This is a genomic window from Cyanobium sp. WAJ14-Wanaka (assembly GCF_024345375.1).
In the GTDB taxonomy this organism is placed as follows: Bacteria; Cyanobacteriota; Cyanobacteriia; order PCC-6307; family Cyanobiaceae; genus Cyanobium_A.
In genome coordinates, this window is sequence record NZ_JAGQAZ010000004.1 from 1 (window position 1) to 20,314 (window position 20,314).

At 59.6% G+C, this 20,314-nt stretch carries 18 protein-coding genes; 8 read left to right on the top strand and 10 right to left on the bottom strand.

Features of this window, described 5'->3' with window-relative positions; all coding sequences use genetic code 11:
* Positions 1-138 precede the first annotated feature (138 nt).
* Complete coding sequence (locus tag KBY49_RS11015) at positions 139-1,110, bottom strand: aspartoacylase (protein WP_254934881.1); 972 nt, start codon at positions 1,108-1,110, stop codon at positions 139-141.
* 70 nt (positions 1,111-1,180) lie between these two features.
* Here KBY49_RS11015 and KBY49_RS11020 point away from each other — a divergent pair, with 70 nt between their 5' ends.
* The 3 genes from KBY49_RS11020 to KBY49_RS11030 are packed head-to-tail and all read left to right on the top strand — an operon-like array spanning position 1,181 to position 4,728.
* Positions 1,181-2,140, top strand: coding sequence for a glutathione S-transferase C-terminal domain-containing protein (locus tag KBY49_RS11020; RefSeq protein ID WP_254934882.1), 960 nt, complete (start codon positions 1,181-1,183; stop codon positions 2,138-2,140).
* Positions 2,141-2,155: 15 nt separating this feature from the next.
* Positions 2,156-2,809 (top strand): DUF2301 domain-containing membrane protein, encoded by a 654-nt coding sequence (locus KBY49_RS11025; RefSeq protein ID WP_254934883.1) that lies wholly within the window; start codon positions 2,156-2,158, stop codon positions 2,807-2,809.
* The gene (locus KBY49_RS11030) at positions 2,806-4,728 is read left to right on the top strand and encodes an ABC-F family ATP-binding cassette domain-containing protein (protein ID WP_254934884.1); all 1,923 of its coding nucleotides are present in this window, start codon (positions 2,806-2,808) and stop codon (positions 4,726-4,728) included. Before KBY49_RS11025 ends, KBY49_RS11030 begins: the two co-directional genes overlap by 4 nt.
* On the opposite strand, the gene KBY49_RS11035 is transcribed toward KBY49_RS11030, so the two are convergent.
* Positions 4,725-5,255: a hypothetical protein gene (locus KBY49_RS11035; protein ID WP_254934885.1), complete on the bottom strand. Its 531-nt coding sequence runs from the start codon at positions 5,253-5,255 to the stop codon at positions 4,725-4,727. The two genes, KBY49_RS11030 and KBY49_RS11035, sit on opposite strands and share 4 nt — an antisense overlap.
* Before the next feature lie 139 nt (positions 5,256-5,394).
* On the opposite strand from KBY49_RS11035, the gene KBY49_RS11040 reads away from it, so the two are divergent.
* The gene (locus tag KBY49_RS11040; protein ID WP_254934886.1) at positions 5,395-5,613 is read left to right on the top strand and encodes a Calvin cycle protein CP12; all 219 of its coding nucleotides are present in this window, start codon (positions 5,395-5,397) and stop codon (positions 5,611-5,613) included.
* Between the two features lie 19 nt (positions 5,614-5,632).
* On the opposite strand, the gene cgtA is transcribed toward KBY49_RS11040, so the two are convergent.
* Positions 5,633-6,634 carry an Obg family GTPase CgtA gene (cgtA, locus tag KBY49_RS11045; protein WP_254934887.1) on the bottom strand — a complete coding sequence of 334 codons (1,002 nt, stop codon included), beginning with the start codon at positions 6,632-6,634 and terminating at the stop codon, positions 5,633-5,635.
* A 50-nt stretch (positions 6,635-6,684) separates the two neighbouring features.
* On the opposite strand from cgtA, the gene KBY49_RS11050 reads away from it, so the two are divergent.
* Both KBY49_RS11050 and KBY49_RS11055 read left to right on the top strand, forming a co-directional pair.
* The gene (locus KBY49_RS11050; protein WP_254934888.1) at positions 6,685-7,980 is read left to right on the top strand and encodes an ABC transporter ATP-binding protein; all 1,296 of its coding nucleotides are present in this window, start codon (positions 6,685-6,687) and stop codon (positions 7,978-7,980) included.
* A 19-nt stretch (positions 7,981-7,999) separates the two neighbouring features.
* Complete coding sequence (locus tag KBY49_RS11055) at positions 8,000-8,989, top strand: glycosyltransferase (RefSeq protein ID WP_254934889.1); 990 nt, start codon at positions 8,000-8,002, stop codon at positions 8,987-8,989.
* Here the strand turns inward: KBY49_RS11055 and KBY49_RS11060 are convergent.
* From KBY49_RS11060 to KBY49_RS11075, 4 genes are read right to left on the bottom strand one after another with little or no spacing between them, the layout of a single operon-like run.
* Positions 8,986-9,879: a hypothetical protein gene (locus KBY49_RS11060; protein WP_254934890.1), complete on the bottom strand. Its 894-nt coding sequence runs from the start codon at positions 9,877-9,879 to the stop codon at positions 8,986-8,988. The two genes, KBY49_RS11055 and KBY49_RS11060, sit on opposite strands and share 4 nt — an antisense overlap.
* 9 nt (positions 9,880-9,888) lie before the next feature.
* Positions 9,889-10,887, bottom strand: a complete 999-nt coding sequence (locus KBY49_RS11065; RefSeq protein ID WP_254934891.1) for a hypothetical protein — start codon at positions 10,885-10,887, stop codon at positions 9,889-9,891.
* Between the two features lie 30 nt (positions 10,888-10,917).
* Positions 10,918-13,398: an endonuclease MutS2 gene (locus tag KBY49_RS11070; RefSeq protein ID WP_261346593.1), complete on the bottom strand. Its 2,481-nt coding sequence runs from the start codon at positions 13,396-13,398 to the stop codon at positions 10,918-10,920.
* Between the two features lie 47 nt (positions 13,399-13,445).
* Complete coding sequence (locus KBY49_RS11075; protein ID WP_254934893.1) at positions 13,446-13,853, bottom strand: VOC family protein; 408 nt, start codon at positions 13,851-13,853, stop codon at positions 13,446-13,448.
* 71 nt (positions 13,854-13,924) lie between these two features.
* On the opposite strand from KBY49_RS11075, the gene KBY49_RS11080 reads away from it, so the two are divergent.
* Positions 13,925-15,481: an MFS transporter gene (locus tag KBY49_RS11080; protein WP_254934894.1), complete on the top strand. Its 1,557-nt coding sequence runs from the start codon at positions 13,925-13,927 to the stop codon at positions 15,479-15,481.
* A gap of 31 nt (positions 15,482-15,512) precedes the next feature.
* Positions 15,513-16,529 (top strand): HlyD family secretion protein, encoded by a 1,017-nt coding sequence (locus KBY49_RS11085; protein ID WP_254934895.1) that lies wholly within the window; start codon positions 15,513-15,515, stop codon positions 16,527-16,529.
* A gap of 4 nt (positions 16,530-16,533) precedes the next feature.
* Here the strand turns inward: KBY49_RS11085 and KBY49_RS11090 are convergent, their stop codons facing one another.
* The 3 genes from KBY49_RS11090 to KBY49_RS11100 are packed head-to-tail and all read right to left on the bottom strand — an operon-like array spanning position 16,534 to position 20,196.
* Positions 16,534-18,207, bottom strand: a complete 1,674-nt coding sequence (locus KBY49_RS11090; protein ID WP_254934896.1) for a TolC family protein — start codon at positions 18,205-18,207, stop codon at positions 16,534-16,536.
* A 10-nt stretch (positions 18,208-18,217) separates the two neighbouring features.
* Positions 18,218-19,219 carry a porphobilinogen synthase gene (hemB, locus tag KBY49_RS11095; RefSeq protein WP_254934897.1) on the bottom strand — a complete coding sequence of 334 codons (1,002 nt, stop codon included), beginning with the start codon at positions 19,217-19,219 and terminating at the stop codon, positions 18,218-18,220.
* Between the two features lie 50 nt (positions 19,220-19,269).
* Positions 19,270-20,196, bottom strand: coding sequence for a DnaJ C-terminal domain-containing protein (locus KBY49_RS11100; protein ID WP_254934898.1), 927 nt, complete (start codon positions 20,194-20,196; stop codon positions 19,270-19,272).
* Between the last annotated feature and the right edge of the window lie 118 nt (positions 20,197-20,314).

Consider the following 20,314-nt stretch of genomic DNA (forward strand, 5'->3'; position numbering starts at 1 on the left):
AGAAGCGCCTTGGCGCTGCTGAATTGTGGTTGTCATAAGAACGGGAGAGAGGTGTCTCAAAAGAGACGGGTATGGATGACGGAACCCCGTCGAATTGAACTGTAACAGAATATTGCGTGGTTTGTGAAGATTCGTTCATCAAGTTCCGCAAGCAAGCCCCTCGGCCAGGTGCTCCAGGGCAGCTGGCCATGCCGGCGGTACTGCCCAGATCTCCCTTCGGGTAAGGCTTAGGGCAATGCCCTTCTCCCCGTAGGCAGCCTCATTGATGAATACCGGCCAGACCGTCTGTTCGGCCAAGCCAGGGGGTGGGCTGTAGGGCAAGGCGTCTCCACTGGCGGTGCAAAACAGTTCGTCGCCTGGGGCCATGGGCTGCCAGTTGCGCTGCAGACGGCGGGGGTGCAAGCAGGCCTCGGGTTGGCCGGCCCCATCTCGAGGGATGTCCAAGCTGCCCAAATGGAGGTGAACTTCCAAGCTGGGTGGCAACCGCAAGCTGCCTGCCTGGGCCCGGGCCAGAACGGCCAGACAGGCCTCAACGGCAAGCTGGGTTTGGCGGCAAATCAAGGCCTGCAGAACCCCCTGGGGCACCGGACCCACCTCAATCACCAGTCCACAGGGCCAGCGCTCCACCAAAAACCCGGTCTGGGCCCCATCTGCCTCATGCAGATAAATGGGCAGGCCCAATTCCGCCTGAATGCCTGCGGCCAGGGCCAGATCGGTTGGCCGCCGGCCATAGAGCACCAGGCAATTCCCCATGGAGCTGGTGGTGCTGTGTAGATCGAGGGCCACGCTGCAGGGGCTGAGGCCCCCTGGGCCGTGGCTGTCGATGAGCTGCCTGGCCCGCTGCACTTCCAGCTCTTGGCAGCTGGGATTGGCCAGCAGAGAGGGCTCAAAACTGCGGTTGAGGTCGCGGTCGATGTAGCGGCTGTTGCGGCCATGGGCCACCGGATTGCCCAGCACCAACTCCAGCTCCAGCCCCGCACAAGCCAGGGCATGGGGCCGTTGGCCCCAATGCTCCAGTAGCCAGGGCCCATTGCGCTCATTGCCGTGGGTGCCGGCCACCATCAACACCCTTGACCTGGGCCGATTCTCTGGCCCGGTTCCCACTGCCATGCCCGAAAACCCTGCGCTGGATTTAGGGCCCAGCCTGACGCAGATTCATGGCAGACCGTCTACCCATCCCATGGCCCCACCTGCAGCCCTTGTGCGCACAGCCCGCTGCCTCTGGCGATGGCAATGGCAGCAACTGATGGGCGGCCTGGCACCCGCCGATGCGGAAGGCAACTACCGGCGTCCTGCCGGGGCCTTCACGGCCCTACCGCCTTTGCCCGCCGACGCGGCCCAAGCCGGCGCCCACGTCTTGATTGTGGGGAGAAGCTGCCCCTGGGCCCACCGGGCCTGGCTGGTGTGGTGCCTGCGCCAATTGGGAGAGTCCATTGATCTGGTGGTGGTGGAACCGGATCCAGAGGCTGGCCGCTGGCGATTTACGGAGCCCTTCCAGGGATGCCAAACCCTGGCGGAGCTCTACCTGCGCTCCGGGGCAGCTGCGGGCACCCGGGCCACGGTTCCGGCCCTGGTTTCCCTGAAAGATGGCCGCATCCTGCTCAGCGAAAGCGCCCAACTGATCGAGCTGCTCAACCAGTGGCCCTCAAGCTCAACCGTCGACCTGGATCCGGTCGGGCAAAAGGAACAAAGCCAAGGTTGGCGAGAGCAGCTGCAGCATGACGTCAACGACGGGGTTTACCGCTGTGGCTTCGCCCGCAACCAGGCCGCCTATGACCGGGCCGAGCGGGCACTCTTTACAACCCTTGGCAAGGCAAACGCTGCCCTGGCAGCGGCACCGGGCCAGTGGCTAAGCGGGCCAGAGCTGGGCCTGGCCGATGTGGTGCTGTTTCCAACCCTGATCCGCCTAGAGCTGGTTTATGCCCCCCTATTCGGCTGTAGCCGCCAACCGCTCTGGCAACTACCGGCCCTGTGGCAATGGCGATCGCGCTTCTATGCCCTGCCAGGGGTGGCCGCGAGCTGCGATGACCAGGCCTGGCGCCGGGATTATTTCGGGGCCCTGTTCCCGCTCCATCCCTCGGGGATTGTTCCGGCAGGTCCGCCGCTCGCCACACTGGTGACAACCCCTCCCTGCAGCTGAGCCCTTCCCCGCCCCATGGCAAGCACCGCATCCATGGCCCCAGGAGATCCTGTCTTTGAGGGGGTCTATGGGCTCTACAGCATCGATCAGCGGGACCGGCGGGAGGTGCTGGGCTATCGGCTCGCCCTCACGGCCGTGGCCCTGGCCCAGCTGGGCCTCCTCGTGCAATGGCGCCAACTGGGAAGCTCCAACCTCTGGCCCTGGCTAATCGTGATGGCCGCCGGGCTTGGCCTGGCATTGCGCTGGATTCACATCTATCTGAAGCCTCTCCACCGGGCCTTGCAGCTGTTCTGGCTATTGGGCTGCCTGGGCTTTGGGGGGCTGGCCTGGGCTGCGGGCCCCGGCCACATGGCGGAAGCACTGGGGCAACAGCGCCTTTGGGTGCTGGCGATCGGACCTTTCTTTGCGGCCCTAGCCGGCATCGGCTTCAAGGAGTTTTTCTGCTTCCAGAGGCCCGAAGCGATTGGCGTCACCCTGCTGCTGCCCCTGGCCCTAATGGGCTACTGGCTGGGCCTGTTTGGCGCCCAGGTCTGCCTGGGCTTAATGGGCGCAGAAGCAGGCCTTTTGCTACTGCTCTGCCTGCGCAAATTTCCAATGCCTGCCGCCGCTGATGTGGGCGACAAGAGCGTGTTTGCCCATCTCAAGGCCCAACAGGGGATCGGCAGTTGAGCCTGATCAGTCTTGTCGGTGCGGCCAAGGATTTCGGGATCCGCACCCTGTTCGCCAACCTGACCCTGCATGTGGCCGATGGGGATCGCATTGGCCTGATTGGCGCCAATGGGGCCGGCAAATCAACCCTGCTGAAGGTGCTTGCTGGCAGGGAGCCCCTGGGCGAAGGCAGCCGGCGCTGCGCCCCCCGCACCCGGGTGGTGCTGGTGGATCAGGAACCTGACCTAGACCCTGAGTCCACGGTGCTGGAGCAGGTCTACGCCGGCAGTGGCGACAAGATGACCCTGCTGCGTAGCCACCTAAGCCTCAGCCACCAGATCGCCGCAGACCCCAGCAATGGGGCCCTTCTGTCCCAGCTCAGCGATCTACAGGACCAGATGGACTCGCTCAACGCCTGGGACCTGGAACAGCAGTGCCAGGAGGTGCTCCAGCGCCTCGGCATCAACGAGGGCCAGCGCCGAATCGGCGAGCTCTCAGGCGGTTACCGCAAACGGGTGGCCCTGGCGGCCGCCCTGGTGGCCGAACCGGATGTGCTGCTGTTGGATGAACCCACCAACCATCTCGATGCCCTGGGGGTGGAGTGGCTACAGAGCTACCTGGGCCGGTTCCCCGGGGCCCTGGTGCTGGTTACCCACGATCGCTACGTGCTGGATCGGGTGACCCAAAGAATTGTCGAGGTGGACCGGGGCGAAGCCCGCCAGTACGCCGGCAACTACGCCACCTATCTCACCCACAAAACCGAGGAGGAGGCCTCCGCCGCCGCATCGGCCGCCAAGTTCAAGGGCACCTTGCGGCGCGAACTGGAATGGCTTAGTCGGGGGCCCCAGGCCCGCAGCACCAAGCAAAAAGCCCGGATCCAGCGCATCGAGGCGATGCAGGAGGCTCCGGTGCGCCAGGCCAAGGGCAAGGTGAGCCTGGCCACTGCCAGCAGAAGGCTGGGCAAGCGGGCCATCACCGCTGAAGCCTTGTCGGTAGCGGCAGGGGATGGGCAAGACGCCCCGACCCTGCTGCGCGATTTCAGCTACGACTTCAGTCCGGAGGATCGGGTGGGGATCATCGGCCCCAACGGGGTTGGTAAATCGAGCCTGCTGGAGGTAATTGCCGGGCGGCGCCAACCCAGTGCCGGCAGCCTGGAACTGGGTTCCACCGTGAAGCTGGCCTACTTCGATCAGCACAGCGATGTGCTGGTCAAGCCAGAACGGAAGGTGATTGATGTGGTCAGCGATGCAGCTAGCCGGGTGGCCATCGATGGCGTCGAGCTGAGTGCCTCGCAACTGCTGGAGCGCTTCCTGTTTCCGCCCGCCCAGCAACACCAACCGGTCGGCAAACTTTCTGGCGGCGAACGCCGGCGCCTGCACTTGTGTCGCCTGTTGATCGCGGCGCCCAACGTGCTGCTACTCGACGAGCCCACCAACGACCTGGATGTTCAAACCCTGAGCGTGCTCGAAGACTTCCTGGAGGATTTTCGCGGCTGTGTGGTGGTGGTCTCCCACGACCGCTACTTCCTGGATCGCACCGTGGATCGGCTGTTCAGCTTTGAGGAGGGCCAGCTGAAGCGCTTTGAAGGCAACTACAGCGCCTACTTGGAGTCCCAAAGCCAAAGGCGCAGCGTCGAGGCCAAATCGGCAGCAGTGAAGCCGGAAGCAGTGAAGGCGAAAGCCAATGGCGCTGCTAAGGCGCCGGCTAATGGCGCAGCCAAAGCCCGGCGGCGCAGTTTCAAGGAAAACCGCGAATTGGAAAACCTCGAACTGCAACTGCCCCAGTGGGAGCAGCAGCGCCAGGAACTGGAGGCAGCCCTCGCCAAGGGGGGTGCCGACTATGGGGCCCTGGAAACCCTCACCGGCCAGCTGGCCAGCCTGAGCAGCCAAATCCATGCCGGCGAGGAGCGCTGGCTGGAGCTGAGTGAGCTGGGGGCCTAGGCCCGAGACGAACGGCGGCGGCGATGGGCATGGACCACTTCGCCGCAGGATTCAGCCCCAGCGCCAGCCACCAAGGCAGGCTCCGGTTTGTTGGCAGAGGGCTTGCTAGGCGATCCCAAGCGGGGCGGCAATCCGCAGACGGGGCCCGATGGCTCCGGCAGCAGCCAGGGGGGACGGCCTCCAGCCTCGCCGCGGTCCTCCGCCTCCTTCATCGCCGTGGGCTTGTAGTCGTCCTGGGCGCGATGGCATGCCATCTGGTCGCCCATGCGCCGCAGGTAAAGGTCTTGGTACCAGGTGATTTGGTCGCGCTCATAGGCCTCACAGACGGCCTGCAGGGAACCGAAGCGCTGGCTGACCAGGCCACTGGGAGCACATTGTTTCCAATCCAACACATCATCGAAGCTCAGGCCGCGGCGCCACTGCCGTTGCTCCGAGAGATAGCAGTGCTCTTCAGGGCCATTTATCCAGAGGAGCCGGCCGTTCTCATCCATCAAATGCCGTCCCCGGCGCTGCTTGATCCTCACCATCACCGGCCTTTTCACTGAGTATTCCCAGGCCTAGCCACTTCTTGGAAGATCAGCAGCAGGCAACAGAAAGTCAAAAGGTTGGGTGGCGCCCGTATGGTTAGCCGCGGTCAACTCCGGTCTCAGGAAGCCGGCATCCGAAATGAAGAGCATCGACGAGCACATCCAGAAGGATCAGACCGAAATCGAAGCAGCGCGGGCTGCTGGCGACATGGGCAAGGTCCGCCACCTGGAAGAGGAGCTCAAGGGGCTGCAGGTGTACAAGGAAAACCACCCTGAGGAGAAGGCAGACCCCAGCCCCCTAGAGGTCTATTGCGACCTCAACCCAGACGCAGCTGAGTGCCTGGTATACGACGACTGAACCCTGTTCAGCCCCGTTCCTAGAGCTCCTTGATGCCGAGCTGCTGCCACACGGCTGACAGCAGCTCCTTGAGGCGCATTGAAGCTGCTGCGGAGATGGCCAGCACAGGCAGCCCCCCATGGGCTTCCTGCACTGCCGAGATCAGCCCTGGCAGCTCATCTGGATCGACCAGCTCAATCTTGGTCAAAGAGACCAATCGGGGCCGATCTGAAAGGCCATGGCCATAGGCCACCAACTCCTGCTCCACCACCTGGAGATCGCCAAGCACATCCGAGCTGCTGGCATCGATAAGGTGAATCAGCAGCCGGGTGCGCTCGATGTGGCGCAGAAAATCGTGACCCAGGCCAGCTCCTTGGGCAGCACCGGCAATCAGGCCAGGGATATCGGCAAAAACGGTGCCATCCCCACTTGGCCGGCGCACCACACCCAAGTTGGGCACCAGGGTGGTGAAGGGATAGTCGGCAATCTTGGGCCTAGCAGCCGAGAGCACCGAGATCAGGGTGCTCTTACCCGCATTGGGCAAGCCGATGATCCCCACTTCGGCGAGCAGCTTGAGCTCGAGGCGCAGCAGCCATTCCTCCCCCTCCCTGCCCTCGGTGAATTTCTCCGGAGCCCGGTTGCGATTGCTCAGGTAATGGGCATTGCCGAGGCCGCCACGGCCGCCTGCCGCCACCAGCAACTCATCTCCGGCATCGGTGAGATCCCCCAGCAGGATGCCGGTGCGGGTGTCACGCACCTCGGTGCCGCAGGGAACCTTGATCAGTAGGGGCGTGCCGCTGGCACCAGTGGAGCGATTTGGTCCGCCACGGCGGCCATCGATGGCCTGGAACAGGCGTTTGTACTTGAAATCGAGCAGGGTTTGAAGGTTGCTGTCTGCCACCAACAAAACGTCCGCACCACGGCCCCCATCACCGCCGGACGGACCGCCGGCGGGCACGTACTTCTCTCGGCGAAAGGCGACGATTCCATCGCCGCCGCGGCCAGCCTTTACGGCAATCCTGGCCTGATCAATGAATTGCATTACGGGCAAACCTAGGATCGCGGCTACCTAGAGCCCCTTGGGGAGCCCGCTTGGCCGAGGTTCGCTTCCACCAGGTCAGCAAGACCTACCCACCCCGCCGGCCCCAGGGCGAGCCGGTGCCGGTGCTGCGGCAGCTGGATTTGCACATCCAGGACGGCGAATTTCTAGTGCTGGTGGGGCCCTCGGGTTGCGGCAAAAGCACCCTGCTGCGCCTGTTGGCGGGCCTTGACCAACCCAGCAGCGGCGAGATCTACGTGGGAGATCGGCCGGTTAGCCGCCTGCGCTCAGGGCAGCGAGATGTGGCCATGGTGTTCCAGAGCTATGCCCTGTACCCACACCTGAGCGTGGCCGACAACATCGGCTTTGGCCTGCGGCGCAGCCGGCCGCGCACGGCCCTTCAACAGCTGCAGGACAGCCTCAGCAAGGCCACCGCAGGGCTGCCAGCCCCCCTGCGGGTGGCCTCAAAGCGAGAAGCGCGCATTGCCGAGCGCATCAGGGAAGTGGCCGAGACCCTCGAGCTCGGCCCCCTGCTGGAGCGACTGCCCAAGGAGCTTTCCGGCGGCCAAAAGCAGCGGGTTGCCCTGGGCCGTGCCATCGCCCGTCAGCCGGCGGTATTCCTGATGGATGAGCCGCTCAGCAACCTGGATGCCAAGTTGCGCACGGGCACCCGCACCCAGATCGTGGAGTTGCAGCGGCGCCTTGGCACCACCACCCTTTACGTCACCCACGACCAGGTGGAGGCGATGACGATGGGCCACCGGATTGCGGTGCTCAATGGCGGCAAGCTTCAACAGCTCGGCACCCCGATGGAGCTCTATCAATGGCCGGCGAATGTGTTTGTGGCCCAATTCATTGGTAGTCCGCCGATGAACCTGCTGACAGTTCAGGTGGTTGGTCCGGGCCAGGTGCAACTGGGGAGCAAAAAATTTGCCGTGCCTGCCCCCCTGGGCGATCTAATTGGCAGTCCCAACGGCAACCGACCGGGCACCGCTGTTGGCGACCAACTCACGGCTGGCCTAAGGCCCGAGCATTTGCGGCTTGCCCCTGCCACCAACCGCAACCTGGCCGCTGAAGTGAGCCATTGCGAGGCCCTGGGTAATGAACAACTGATCACCTGCAAGCTGCTCGAATCTGGCCAGCTGGTGCAGGTGCGCATCAGCCCCGAAGTGCGCGCCAACCCCGGCACCACCATTCACCTCGATGTGGATGGCAGCGGCTGGCGCTTTTTTGACAGCCAGGGCGATGGCTTGGTAGACGCAGCGCAAGGATTGCCAAATAGTGAACCGAGGCTGCCGACATTAAAGAAAGACCAAGAATCGGCAATCCGCAAAAAAACAGAACAATAAGGCAATCCCCAAAGGCGCCATGCAGAACCCAATAGAAGAATGGCTACTCAACCCAAAGCATGAAACCTACAAGCGCCTACTTATACATCAGCCGACAAAGCAGTGGGAACAGGAATCACAACTCGTAGGTTCATATCACAGAGAATCAGACACTTCGCCACAATTTTCAATTGTAATTCCAATTCACAATCAAGAAGATTGCATAGAAGATGTTTTCTTGAGCATCCTAGAAAACACGCTTGGCAGCTACGAAATAATTGCAATTCTCGATAATTGCACAGACAAATCGAAAGCGATCCTTGAATCACTAATAGATCTAATTGAGCCGCCGCAGAGCCTAAAGGGAATTACTATTTTCGAGAATATCGATGGCATGTTCGAGACCTCCTGCGACAACCTAGGCTTTACAAAATCAAGAGGAGAGTACATAGTAGAAGTGCAAGCAGACATGGAAATGCGAACAGTCGGTTACAATATTAAACTGGCAATTCCCTTGGAAATATTTGAGGACATTATCGCCATAAGCGGAAGATGCTGTCACCGCATAAATACAAACTCACACGGGATCAACCTAGGAAAATTATCAGCCAAAATAAATCATCCAGACACTATTCTGCAATCATGGGAGAACCATAATTCCACATTCTTATCTCACTCGTCCAACCGTGGTCCAATTGCATTTTCAAAGAAAAAGCTTGCAGTAATGGGTTTTTTAGATGAATACCATTATGTGCTTGGCAACGACGATCACGATCTATTCCTCAGGGCATGGGAGCAAAAAAATTGGCGCAATGGCTTTGTTCCTATTGAGTTTTACTCACCTTTGAGTCGCGGCTCAACAAGAAAATCTCGCTCTGACGACACAACAGCTCGGCTTTCCCAAAGAAAATCCAAAGAAACACTAGGCTATTATAGCCAAAACAAGAAAAAATCAATCTACCCCAGCTCAGAGGTAAGGCATACAACATACAAACAGCGAATCGAAGCAACCCAAAAACTTTTGAGCTAAAATTTACAGAATTTAAGCACTATTTTATTAATCCATGGTTTTTGAACCGCAATTATATTAAAAATAAGCCTAATCTTTAATGTCTTTAGAGCAACAATTAGCCTATTCCAAGACATGACTCGGCGGCCTGGAACGAACAAAAATCTTACCGACTTATTTCTGAGCCGACTAGAGCCCTGATAATAGACAACACTTAGCATTGACTGCTCCTGCGAATGCCACTTATACTCCTCAAACCGAGATTCAACAGGGACATCTGGCAATGGTGCCAAGTTTTCAATTGAGCAAATCTTATGCCATTTACTGATAAATGAAGAGGACGATTTATTTTTTTTAATCGCCATAAATCCAGCCCAAAATCCAGGCAAATAACGACCACACTCTTGATACTGACTCAAGTTAGCAGACAAGACTTGATACTTTACGTCTCTACATAATGGCCTATACTTGTCGACCGCCAAAAGAATAGATTTTTTATTCAGCTTGGCCCTGAAATATTCAGGGCCCAAATCAATCAATTGTCGATAACAAGGAAACTTATTCAAGTTGCAATCAAGATAAACAAGTACATCTCCTTCCTCCAATTTTTTTTCAAGGGTGTGTTTGATTATTGAAGGCTTCCAAAGGAACAAACCTGCATTTAGCCATTGCTTATTTAATCTAACTCCTTGAATCTCGCACTCGTCTGAATAATCTGGATAGTAATCTTTTAAGATGTCTTGATGATTATCAATTTTTTGGCGAATGAGCTGCTCATTCCAGACAATGACCTCAAATCCACGCTTTCGCCCCAAAGCAATAAATTTTTGAACAGAACTTGCCAGCTGCTCTCTGAGAGTTGAATCTGCATTCTCGGCTCCACAATAAGTAATTAAAAACGTTTTTGGCATGCACTAAAATCAGCTTATGGAATTGATTACCGTAAGAAGTTGCTGGCCAACGACCGGAAGGTTATGGTTCAGAGAAACATCTAGAATTGCTCTTTCGGACAAATCTAAGGCCAGCTGTCTATCTAAAATTAGCCTAGAAAGGCCATCACTCCATCCCCTGATAGATGGTTCAACTAGCAAACTATTTTTGTCACTTAAAAAATCCAAAGAGGCTCCGACAAAATTACCTACTGGCACCACTCCTAACGCCATATACTGAAGTGCCTTAATTGGTGATTTGCATGTGGCAAATTTTGATGCATTCTCCATTGGCAGCAAGCCTATTTGCAGCTCTTTAACGTAGTCTACTTCGTTTCCACTTTGCCATTTTATAAACTCATAATTGATCAAAAATTTAGGATCCAGGCCTGAATGAATGGTAAATCTGGTGCCTGGATTTGACATCAAAATCTCATCGATTGCTGGAGCAATACCAGCCAGTAGATGATGATACTCAGGTGAACCTGTCCAGCCAATATTTAAATCCAAAATGGGAAGAGCCGAGGATGGGCAATGCGGCTTCCAAATCTCCAGGTCAAGGCTCATAGGTATAATAATTGGCTCAATTCTTGTTTTCTCTAAGATTTTGCGAGCCAAGACTGAATTAGCCACAGTTACTGCCTTTGCCGCTTCTACCCAAGATCTCAGCCTCCTAAGCAACATCTCACGTTTCAGCCAGGAATAGTCACGAATAGCGCGGTGCCATATCAAATCATCTAAATCAAACAAAATAGGCAATCCAAGCGCCTGGATACGCTTTAACCAACCATGGGAAAGCAAGCACTTCTGATTTAGAATTATATCAGCTTCTGCCATTTGAAGAAGGCTTTGCGCAGATAAATCTTTTTTTGGAAAAAAGACTGTGCGATAACCGTGCTCTTCCCATAGGGGCTGATATTGCTTTATTCGATAACGGGTACTAGGAGTTGTTGTTGGGTCCCCTGGGCAAATGACCGCAATGGTTTTCATTGCTGCTTGGGAACCTGATCTTTGTTCAGATCATCTCACGTAAACCACACTGCAGCCGGCGCCACCGTCGCCCCGCTCTGCATCTGCCACCCGCTCCACGTAGGACACCGTTTCCAGCCAGGCCCGCAGGCCCCGCTTTAGTTTGCCGGTGCCGATGCCGTGGATAACCCAGAGGGGGCCATTGGCTTGACGCAGCTGTTCCTCCACCTGGGCTTCCGCCTCATGCACCCTTAGGCCGCGCACATCCACGGTGTTGCGCTCGGTGCGCACCCCGGCGCCGCGGCCACCGAGACCCCTTTGGCCCTTGACCTGCACCTGCACCTTTTCCTGGGGAGACGGTGGGGTGGGCTTCTCGCCGTGGAGTCCCTCGATCGCGGTGATCTCCACACTCAGGCGCAACACCCCACAGCGCACCGTGAGCTCCTGGCCATCCGGGGAAATTGCCAGCACCTCCGCCGCCTTACCGAGGGCCAACAGGCGCACCCGATCCCCGAGCACAGGCATCCAGCCCGAATGTTCGCGCCGCTCCGGACTGGGACGGTGCTGCTCCTCCAAGCGCTTGAGCCTTTGGCCCGCCTGCCTTGCGGTTTCACCGAGGACACTGCTGCTGGCCTGGGCACCCCGTTCGCCCCTGGAGCGCTCGCCCTGGCGCAGGCGCCGGATGATCCGTTTCACCTCCTGCTGGCCCTGGCGGATGGATTGCTCGAGCTGCTGGCGGCGCTGTTCCTGCAGTTCGGCCGATTGCTCCTTTTGCTGCTGCCATCGCGACAGCAGCTCCTCGTGCAAGAGCTCAGTGCGGGCCAGTAAAACGACCGCCTCCTCTGCCGCTTCCTGCTGGCGCTGGCGCTGATCCTCCAGGCCCGCAATTACCTGGTTCACCTCCCCTTCCCCCAAGGGGGCCAACTGGCTCGCCGCCTGCTCGATCACGCTCTGCTTCAGGCCGAGGCGGCTGGCAATGGCAAGGGCATTGCTGCGGCCCGGAATCCCCCATTGCAAGTGATAGGTGGGCGAAAGGGTTTCCCCATCAAAGGCAACGGAGGCATTTTCGAAGCGGTGGTCGGCGTACTTGAGGGCCTTGAGCTCCCCGAAGTGGGTGGTGGCGATGCTCAGCCGGGCCAGATCAGCCAGGTGCTTGAGCAGGGCCGTGGCCAAGGCCGATCCCTCCTGGGGATCGGTGCCCGCCCCCACCTCATCAAGCAATACCAATGAAGCCCCGCCCCGCCCAGGTAAAGACTCCAGGATCCGGGCAATTCGGCGGATATGGCCACTGAAGGTGGAGAGGTTTTGCTGCAGGGATTGCTCATCACCGATATCTGCCAACACCTGGCCACACCAGGGCAACTGGGGGGTGCCCTGGCAGGGCAAAAACAGCCCCGCCCGCGCCATCAGGGCAGCCAGACCAACGCTCTTGAGGGTGACGGTCTTACCGCCGGTGTTGGGGCCGGTGATGGCCACCACCCGCAGATCCTTCGCCACCTGAATAGTGACGGGCACCACCTGCTGGCCACCCTCTCGCTTGTGCTGCCAGAGCAGCAGGGGGTGGCGCAGGTCTCGTAGGGAAAAGGGTGCATCGGCATATTCCACCAACTCAGGGCGAACAGCCCCCAGCCACTGGCCGTAGCGGGCCCGGGCCAAGCCGCCATCCAGCCGTTCCAGGATTTGCTGCAACAGCGTCAATGCCTGCTCCTGCTCCCCCACCAGGCCACTGAGCTCGCGCAGGACGGCCAATTCCAGCTCCCGCTCCTGGCCCTCCAACTCGCGCAACCGATTGCCCAGGGCCACAACCGCCTGGGGTTCCACAAACACGGTGCTGCCCGAAGCGGAGCTGTCATGGACCAGGCCCGCCAGCTGGCTCGCTGCCCCGGCCTTCACCGCCAGGACCGGCCGGCCATTGCGTTCGGCCACCACGTTGTCCTGCAGCAGGGCAGCGTGGCGCCGCATTAATTCCTGGAGTCGATCGCGGCGATCTGAGCGCACACCCTGCAATTGGCGGCGCAGGCCCGCCAAGGGCGGGCTGGCCCGATCCGCAACCCGGCCCCCTTCCTCCAGACAAAACAAAAGCCGCTGCTCCAGCTCCGGCAGGGTGCGTAGATCAGCTACCAGGGCAGAACAGACCGGACGAAGCTCGGGATCCTCGATCTGGCGCCTCAATCGTCTGGCAGCCGCCAGGGTGCTGGCCACCGCCAACAGGCCCTCCGCTCCGGCGGTGCCGCCCTTGGCGCAATGGACCACTGTTTCGCCGATATCTGCCACCCCCTGGAAGCTCAGCCCCGCAGTGCCAGCCTCCGCCGTGAGTCCATCAAGGCCCACCAGTTCGGTGGTTTCGGCCAACAGGCGTTGGCTCCCCCTGAACGATTCCGCCAAGGCCAAATTGAGGCACAAGCGCCGCCCCGCAGCCGTGCTGGCAAAACTGGCCACCTGCTCCGCCAACCGGGGCCAATCGAGCAGCTCAAGGGTCTCTTGCTGAATACCGCTGAACGGGTCTGCGGCCTGGGTCCGTTCTGCCGGCAGACCCACGGGCCCGAGCCCAACCTGCTGTCCGGTTCTCGGTGCGGCAGTCACGCCGGAAACAACGCGATCGGTTCGGCGTCGGTATTGGAGGGGATGCCTCCAACAGGCTCGTAGAGCATCTCCAGCCAGTTGCCCTCCGGATCCTGCATATAAAAGGAAGCCGTGCCGTCACGGTGATCGTGGACCGGCCCACAGCTGTGGCCCTGCTTCACCAACTGTTCGTGGATCCGATTCACCTCAGCCCGGTCTTTGAAATGGAAAGCGAAGTGGGGACCGGCGGCGCGGTAGCTGGGGCTGAGGAGGGCAATGCCTTCCCCGGTGGCAGGCCACTGCACGTAACACCAGTCATCAGCATCCCAAGTGAGCTGCAGGCCAAGCCCTAGGTAGAAGCGCTTGGCGCGGTCCATGTCCTGCACCCGCAGGGCGACATGGCCAAGGCGATGGTGGGCAGACATGGACGAAGACTTGGATAAACCCATTGTGATTCTGACTGGGGGAGACTGAAGCTGCCGCTGCCATCAGCTCCGTGTCCCCTGCCCAGCCGGGTCAACCTCGCAGCTTCTGGCTTACCAATCGCGGGGTGGTGGCAATCAGCTTCTTCGTGCTTGAGCTGGTGTTCTTCTCCACCGACTCCGTCGGCGTGCCGGCCCACGCCTACGTAAGCGGTGATGTAGGGGGAACTCCCTACCTATCGGTGTGGTTCATGGTGGCCTTCCTCGTGCCAGCAGCGCTGATCATGCCGCTGCTCGGCAATCTTCGGGAGAGGGTGGGTTCGAAGGCGATCGCCACGGTGGGGCCCGGACTTTTCGGAGTGGCCAGCTTGATCAGCGCCTGCGCCACCGATCCCCAGCTCTTCATAGGTCTGCAGGTGCTTCAGGGGCTTGGGGCAGGTGTGATTCCGGCAGCCGCGGGGGGCTACCTGGGAGGCCAGCTGGGCGAGAAATACACGCTCATGGGTAAGGGATTGTTAGCACTCGCCGTGGTCAGCGGATCAAGCCTTGGCATTCCCCTCTCGGCCTTCGTGACCTGGTACGCCAGCTGGCGTGTGCTGAAGGCGGGGCTGGGCCTTACGGCTTTGGTAGCGGTCGTTGTGATTGCCCGGTTGATGCCCCCAACCCCCGGGAACCCCAAAGCCAAAATCGACTGGCTTGGCTACGGCTTGATGAGTGGTGGGTTCGGACTCCTGGGACTGTCGCTGGTTGTGGGTAACCAACGGGAATGGTTCCTCAGTCCCACCTACGTGGTGATGCTGTGGAGCTCAATTCTGCTAATAGGCCTATTCGCCTGGCGAATAGTGGCAGTACCAAAACTAATCAATCTACGCATCTTCCAGGACATCAACTACTGCATCAGCCTAGTGAATCTGAGCTCGGTGATGTTCTTTCTGTTCATGATATTCGCAATCGTGCCCCAGTTCATGATAGTGGTGCTGGGCAACACGATCGAGAGCTACGCCTGGGCATTCATTCCCTTCCTAGGTACAACCGTGGTCACTGGGCTGATGATAACCCCCGGGGTGAGCCCCCACCTCATTGGCGCCACGATAGCTGCCAAAAAAAAACTTTGCTCAGCGGGCATCTTCTGCTTCGCCTGCACCGCACTGTGGATGGCCAACACCAGCGCACAGCAGGACAACCACACCATGATGCTGCAGATGATGGTTGTGGGCATGTGCTTCGCCATCATCAACTGCCTGGAGATTCAGATGTCGGTATCGACGATGCCGGCTGAGCTGATGACCAGCGCCAGCTCAGTGCTGTTCTTCTGCACCAACATCTCTAAAGCCCTCTCTGGAGGTGTGAGCGCGGCCATACTCACCGCCACCAGCCAGGGCAGCTGGGAGCGCTTTCGCGAACAAATTAACGCCGGCAACACGGCACTAGAAGCCTTCCAAAGACCACTGAACGGCCATCCGACGGGGATCGGCGGGGATGGGTGGTCGCAGGGCTCCTTGGAGCTGATAAACAAGGCGATCAGCCAGCAGGTGGAAGTGGTGTCGTTCATCAACGTCGCCACGATGGTGGGAATAGTGCTGCTGGTGCTTGCTGGCCTGCCCCTGATGCATCGCGATAGCACCCCCTAAGCTCCGACTTAACTGGTCTTCTGAGATCCCCGTGAGCGCATCTATTGACACTCCGGAAGGCGCCTCCAGCCATCCCAGGCGTACCCGGCTGATCGCGGCAGGTGCCGTGAGCCTGGTGGGAGTTGGCCTGGCGGGTTACTTCACTTACAACCATTACCTCCCCAGCACAAACGACGCCTACGTTCAGGCCTACACCGTGACTGTGTCGCCGTACGTGGAGGGGTATATCAATAGTATCCACACCGAGCCCAACGCCTTTGTGAAAAAGGGGCAGCTGATCTATGAGATTGTGCCGCTTCCTTTCCAGCTGAGCATGGCTCAGCAACAGCACCAACTGGAGGCAGCGATTGCCCAGAAGGCAGGACTTGAGGATCAACTGCTCAAGGCACGTCAGGCCTTGAAGGATCAACAGGCCAGCCAGTGGATCATCAACCTCAACCAGCAGCGCTACGCATACCTACAAAAGCAACAGGTGGTGGCATTAGAGAAAGAACAGCAATTCGAAGCTGCCAAGCTTGAGGCGAGGGCAGAGGTGAAAAGTGCTGGCTTAGAGATCTCACGCCTGGGCAAGAGAATCAGAGAACAGGAGGCCACCATCAAGTCGCTGCGTGCAGCATTAGGAAATGCCAAGGTCAACCTGAGCTATACACGTTACTACGCACCAATGGACGCCTTTGTTAGCAACAACTTCAGCATCCGCGCCGGTCAATATGTGAAGCCGGGACAGGCGATGTTCAAGTTGGTTGACAACACCAAATGGTGGGTAGATGCAAATTACCTAGAATCACAGATTCATCGCATTCGCGATGGCATGCCAGCCGAGATCAAACTCGACATGTATCCTGGGGTTACGTTTAAAGGCGAAGTGATCAATATTAGTCAGGGCAGCGGTGCCTATTATTCGCTTCTGCCACCCCAGAACGCCACGGGCAACTGGGTCAAAGTGCCACAGCGTTTCCCTGTGCGTATCCGTTTGCAGCAGAACGGTCGTCATCCTCTCCGGGCCGGCGCAACTGCTTACGCCAGAGTCGACACTCTGGCGCGCTAGGGGATTAGTTAACAGACAATTGGATCGGCAAACTCACCACTTCACCAGGCTTGCTGGGCACTGGAATCAACTCACGCAGCAGCTGGGCGTAACTGAGATTTGCGAGGGTAATCGCTTCGGCCCGCTGCTCCATAGCGGTCGTGAGCGACGTGATCGTTTCGGCAAGATCGGTATAGTCGTCTAGGCCGAATTCGTAGCGGGCCCGCGAATCGCGATAGGCCTCACGCGACGCGCGGAATGAAGAATTGGCCGCGATGATCTGTTTAAGGGCGGCGCGATAGTCAAAGTATGCGCTCTCCAGTCTCTGCCGGATTGCATTGCGCTCACCTGCTTCACCCTGGAGGGTGCGCTCAGCAGCGGCCAGATTGGCTTCCACTGCACCAGCCGTGATGCCTGCATCAAACACGCGCCACTGGAGCAGCACACCTGCAGACCAATCACCGCTTTGGCTGTTGAGTCCAGGGATTAAGGCGGGTCCACCGCAACAGCCCTGCAAGTTGATCACCGGTGTTGTGGTCTGAGCCGCCCGATAACCGGCGCTGGCAAAGAGACCGATCCGCGGCAGCAGCTCGGCGGCTCGGCGATCAGCCTGGCGGAGCAGGGCGATGCGGGCAGCCTGAAGCGCTTGGAGCTGCGGGTTATCCGCAAAACCGCGCACGATGGTCTGCTCTAGGTCAAGGGGCCATGGGGGCTGCAGTTGAACCGCCTCCCTCGCCTCTAACGTCACTGAGAACGGCGTATTCACCAGGTTGCTAAGGCGGCGCTGGCCGCTAAGTCGCTGAGCCTGCGCCTGTTCCAGCCGGAAAAGGCTTTGCTGCAAACGCGCCTGGGCGCGTAGTAGATCAACCCTGGGTACCAGGGCAACTGTTTTCAAGGCCTGGACTTGATCCAAGATCACCTGGTTGTTATCAACCACGACCTGGCGGATGCGCAGCAGTTGATCGGCCAGTTGCAACCGGTAGTAGGCCTCGCTGACCGCGAACTGCAGTTGGCGCAGCCGATCGCCATAGCGCTGACGAGCCGCCTCGAGATCGGCCTTCACCTCCGCCAGGGCTGCACTCCGCTCGAAACTGAGCAGCTCGTAGTCGAAGCGCAACTGGGCGAAGCCAGATCCGATGTTGGTCTGATAGTTGCTTGAGCCACCAGTGGGCACATAGAAGGCTGAGTCAGCCGCATAAATGCCGGCGTTGCCGTTCCAGGCATAGTTTTGCCGCGCCTGCTGTTGATAGCCAACACCAAGATCAAGCCCAAAAACAGGGAAGTAGCGCCCGCGCACGGAACGCAGCCAGCCTTGCTGCTCCCTCACCCCGGCAATCTGTTGCTGCAGAACAGGGTCGTTTTGCACCGCCAGATCGATCGCTTGCTGCAGATCGACCCGCAGGCGACTCGTGATCGACACCTCAGAAGGCTGCACCGGCAGAGCTGCGGGGGCAGGGGATGGCAGAGCAGGAAGCTTCGTTGCCGCTGGAGCCGCTTTGGCCGGTGGCAAGACCTGATCCAGACGATCGAGATCCCTTTCGTAGGCCTCGAAGCTGCGCAACAAGGGCTTGAGAGCCGCTGGCAGCGATCCCGCATCGGCAGATGGGGAAGCCAGCAAAATCAGTAGGGAGGTACAGGCTCCGGCAAGGTGCCAACCAGGATCCCGCAAGGCACCCAAAGCCCTGGCTGAGTGCTTCATGTTGCGGGCCTCAACCCTCAAGCAACCACTGGGCCGCGTCGCAGGAGTGGTAGGTGAGGATCAAATCAGCCCCAGCCCGCTTAAAGCAGAGCAGGGTTTCAAGCACCACCGCCCGTTCATCAATCCAGCCCCTTTCGGCCGCCGCCTTGACCATCGAGTACTCGCCGCTGACGTTGTAGGCCGCAATCGGCAATTCACTTTCGGCCCGCAGCCGATAGATGATGTCGAGATAGGCCAGGCCAGGCTTGACCATCATGATGTCGGCCCCCTCGGTTTCATCTAGCTGGGCTTCGGTGATCGCTTCGCGGCCATTGGCCGGATCCATCTGATAAGTGCTCTTGTCCTTGGGAATCGGTTTACCGGCATCGGCCCGGGGCGCCGAATCCAGGGCTTCTCGAAACGGTCCGTAGTAAGCGGAGGCGTATTTGGCCGTGTAGCTAATGATCCCCACGTGCTCAAAACCCTCCTCGTCGAGGGCTTCGCGGATCGCCGCGACCCGGCCGTCCATCATGTCGCTCGGGCCAATTAGGTCGGCACCGGCGCGGGCCTGGGCCACGGCCTGCCGGCAGAGGATCGCCACGGTTTCATCGTTGAGCACCTCGCCCTCGGCACTGACGATGCCGTCGTGGCCATCGCAGGAATAGGGATCAAGGGCCACATCGGTCATGATCGCCATCTCGGGGCAGACCTCCTTCAAGCGCCGGATCGCCCTGGGGATCAGGCCACCTTCGTTGAAGCATTCGGCCCCATCTTCCGTTTTGAGACCGTCGGCCACCTTGGGGAAAAGCACCACACAGCGGATGCCAAGATCCCAGGCCCTGCCCACCTCCTGCACCAGCCCATCCAAGCTCCAGCGCTGACAGCCGGGCATGGCGCCGATGGGCTCGTTGGTGGCCCCCTCGTGCACGAACAGGGGGTAAATGAAATCAGCCGCTTTTAGTTGGTTCTCGCGGACCAACGCCCGCAGGGCCGGGGTGCGGCGCAAACGGCGGGGGCGGTAGGAGAGCTCCATATCGGCAATAAACGCAGGTGGATCCTAGGGAGGCAAGATCCCTGGGCCCACTAAAGGCGAGCTGCTTCCATCCAGCTGGAGCGCGGATCAATGCTGCGGGCAGTGCGCAGTTGCTCCAGCAGCAGTAGCTCTTGGGGGTTCAGCTGCTCCGGCAGCTTCAGCACCGGCGTGAGCAGCAGATCGCCACGGCCCCCCTTAATCGGCCAGCCCTTGCCCTTCAGTCGCAGGCTGCGGCCAAGGGCCAGGCCAGCGGGCACTTGCACCGCCGCTTCGCCATCGGGGGTTGCCACCCTCACTTCGCCGCCGAGGGCCACCTCATCGAGGCTGAGCGGCAGCTCGGCCCGCAGCTGGTCGCCATCGAGCTTCCAAACCGCATGCTCCTGGAGCTGCAGATTGAGATAGAGATCGCCGCGGCGGCCGGTGCCGGGCTGCAGGTTGCCCTTGGCCTTCAGCCGCAGGCGACTGCCATTTTTGACCCCAGCCGGGATACGCACCTGCACCCGTTCGTCGTTCACGGCCAGGGTGCGCTCACAGCCGCGGAAGGCATCGCCAAAGCTGAGGCTGATCGTGGCCTCCGCATCGAGATTCACCACGGCCTGACGGGCGCCGGGAAAGCCCGAACCAAATCCGCCAAAACCGGCTGAACCCCCGCCCATGCGGCCCAGCAGTTCATTGATGAAGTCATCGAAATTGCCGTAGCGCCCGAAGTCTCCATCGAAACCACCTGCCCCACCAGCGCCGGCCTGGCTCCAGTACTGGCCGAATTGCTCATAGCGCTGGCGCTTTTCAGGGTCAGAGAGCACCTCATAGGCCTCGCTCACCTCCTTGAACTTTGCTTCCGCCCCCTTATCGCCTGGGTTTACATCAGGGTGGTACTGACGGGCGAGCTTGCGAAAGGCCTTCTTGATTGAGTCGGTGTCGGCCCCCCGCTCAACTCCGAGCACCTTGAAGTAATCGCGGTAGCCGCTGGTGCTCATCGACTCCCTTGGCCCGCCATTGATTCAGTTTCTCAGTTTTAGCGGTCCAATGGCAGCCTGGCGAAAGGGCGGAAGGCCGAACGAATTGGCCTAACTTCAAGGCCGTTGACAAGGCCCC

Coding starts and splice junctions, on each gene's coding strand:
- KBY49_RS11025 (WP_254934883.1), top strand. CDS start 2,156: ATGGCAAGCACCGCATCCATGGCCCCAGGAGATCCTGTCTTTGAGGGG.
- KBY49_RS11100 (WP_254934898.1), bottom strand. CDS start 20,196: ATGAGCACCAGCGGCTACCGCGATTACTTCAAGGTGCTCGGAGTTGAG.
- KBY49_RS11090 (WP_254934896.1), bottom strand. CDS start 18,207: ATGAAGCACTCAGCCAGGGCTTTGGGTGCCTTGCGGGATCCTGGTTGG.
- KBY49_RS11065 (WP_254934891.1), bottom strand. CDS start 10,887: ATGAAAACCATTGCGGTCATTTGCCCAGGGGACCCAACAACAACTCCT.
- KBY49_RS11055 (WP_254934889.1), top strand. CDS start 8,000: ATGCAGAACCCAATAGAAGAATGGCTACTCAACCCAAAGCATGAAACC.
- KBY49_RS11020 (WP_254934882.1), top strand. CDS start 1,181: ATGGCCCCACCTGCAGCCCTTGTGCGCACAGCCCGCTGCCTCTGGCGA.
- hemB (WP_254934897.1), bottom strand. CDS start 19,219: ATGGAGCTCTCCTACCGCCCCCGCCGTTTGCGCCGCACCCCGGCCCTG.
- KBY49_RS11040 (WP_254934886.1), top strand. CDS start 5,395: ATGAAGAGCATCGACGAGCACATCCAGAAGGATCAGACCGAAATCGAA.
- KBY49_RS11060 (WP_254934890.1), bottom strand. CDS start 9,879: ATGCCAAAAACGTTTTTAATTACTTATTGTGGAGCCGAGAATGCAGAT.
- KBY49_RS11015 (WP_254934881.1), bottom strand. CDS start 1,110: ATGGCAGTGGGAACCGGGCCAGAGAATCGGCCCAGGTCAAGGGTGTTG.
- KBY49_RS11035 (WP_254934885.1), bottom strand. CDS start 5,255: ATGGTGAGGATCAAGCAGCGCCGGGGACGGCATTTGATGGATGAGAAC.
- KBY49_RS11075 (WP_254934893.1), bottom strand. CDS start 13,853: ATGTCTGCCCACCATCGCCTTGGCCATGTCGCCCTGCGGGTGCAGGAC.
- cgtA (WP_254934887.1), bottom strand. CDS start 6,634: ATGCAATTCATTGATCAGGCCAGGATTGCCGTAAAGGCTGGCCGCGGC.